2 protein-coding genes are annotated in these 1,312 nt (G+C 31.9%); both read left to right on the top strand.

Annotation, left to right across the window (positions count from 1 at the left end):
- Positions 1-62: 62 nt before the first annotated feature.
- Positions 63-374, top strand: coding sequence for a transposase (locus MPF19_RS19010; RefSeq protein WP_249989849.1), 312 nt, complete (start codon positions 63-65; stop codon positions 372-374).
- The gene (locus MPF19_RS19005) at positions 374-1,270 is read left to right on the top strand and encodes an IS3 family transposase (protein ID WP_249989848.1); all 897 of its coding nucleotides are present in this window, start codon (positions 374-376) and stop codon (positions 1,268-1,270) included. The genes MPF19_RS19010 and MPF19_RS19005 overlap by 1 nt, the downstream gene beginning before the upstream one ends.
- Positions 1,271-1,312: the final 42 nt, after the last annotated feature.

The following is a 1,312-nucleotide window of genomic DNA, read 5'->3' as shown; positions in this document are numbered from 1 at the left end:
TAGTTTAGCCCCTTAAAAGTTCGGAGTGCTATTTTAAATTTCAAAACTAATATATTTGAGATATGAAATACAAGAAATGGAGTTTAGACGAAAAGCTAGAAATCTTAACAAAATCAGAAGAAATTGGAATTGTAGAAACCTGCCGTAAATACGGAGTTAGTACAGGTACTTTATACAGTTGGAAGAAGAAGCATGATAACCATGGAGAAGCGGGCTTAAAAGTCACTTATGATACCAATAGTAAAGAATTAAAGCAAGCCGAGGAAGAAAACAGAATACTTCGTAAGTTATTAGCTAATAAAGAAATTGAATTAGAAGTCAGTCGCGAACTTCTAAAAAAAAAGTTTGGGACGTCCGATCCAAGAAAGATTTAGTGGATACTACTTTTGCAAAATATAAGATTAGTAAAACGAAGATAATCGGTATGGTAGGTATGAATCCTAGTAGTTATTACCGAGTACCAAGTCTTGGCAGAAAAGGGAATAAGCCAAGTGAATTTACTTTTCATAAATCAGAAGGATTGGTCAATCAAGATACTGTAGTTGAATCCATTAAAGATATACTAGGACATGAATTTATAGACTGTGGATATCGTTTAATGAACTCCTATTTACAGCGAGATGGCTATATTATTAATCATAAAAAGCTATATAGAATAATGAAAGAAAATGGTATGTTAAAGCTAGAAAATCGAATAAAGCGAAGCGGTTCAGGACGTAAATTTGTAAAATTCAGAAAAGTAAATACCTCTAGACCTCTTGAGTGCTTAGAAATGGATATCAAAATAGTGTGGATTCCTAGTGTAGGTAAAAACGCTTATTTACTATCTATAATAGACGTTCATACGCGTACAATACTAAAAGACTACTTTGCCTTTTCTATAAAACAAGACAAGGTTATAGCGTTTCTGTCTGATTTGTTTTTAGACTTACAATATCCTGAAAGTGTAGTTATTAGAAGTGATAATGGAAGTCAGTTTATAGCTAATGATGTTCGTGAATATTTAGGATTAATAGGTGTTCAACAAGAATTTACACACGTAGCTACACCAGAAGAAAACGCTCATATTGAAGCTTATCATGGAATACTAAAAAAAGAGGTGTTCGAAAGAGTTGATTATAGAACCTTTGGAGAAATTGAACAAATCTTAAAAAGATATGTGATTTTCTATAACAATACCAGACTACATGGCTTACTAGGACGGATTACACCAATGGAGAAATGGAATCAGGATAAACATCTAATTTTAACCAAAAAATTAACCGCTTAATTAATAATCGAAATTTAAAAGATTACTCTTGTTTTATAGGGG

The sequence above is a fragment of the Polaribacter sp. Z014 genome (genome assembly GCF_023555435.1).
GTDB lineage: Bacteria > Bacteroidota > Bacteroidia > Flavobacteriales > Flavobacteriaceae > Polaribacter.
This window is presented reverse-complemented; position numbering and strand designations above follow the sequence as displayed.

What these genes read in the sequence shown, in the direction of transcription:
- MPF19_RS19010 (WP_249989849.1), top strand. Translation starts at nt 63, where the DNA reads ATGAAATACAAGAAATGGAGTTTAGACGAAAAGCTAGAAATCTTAACA.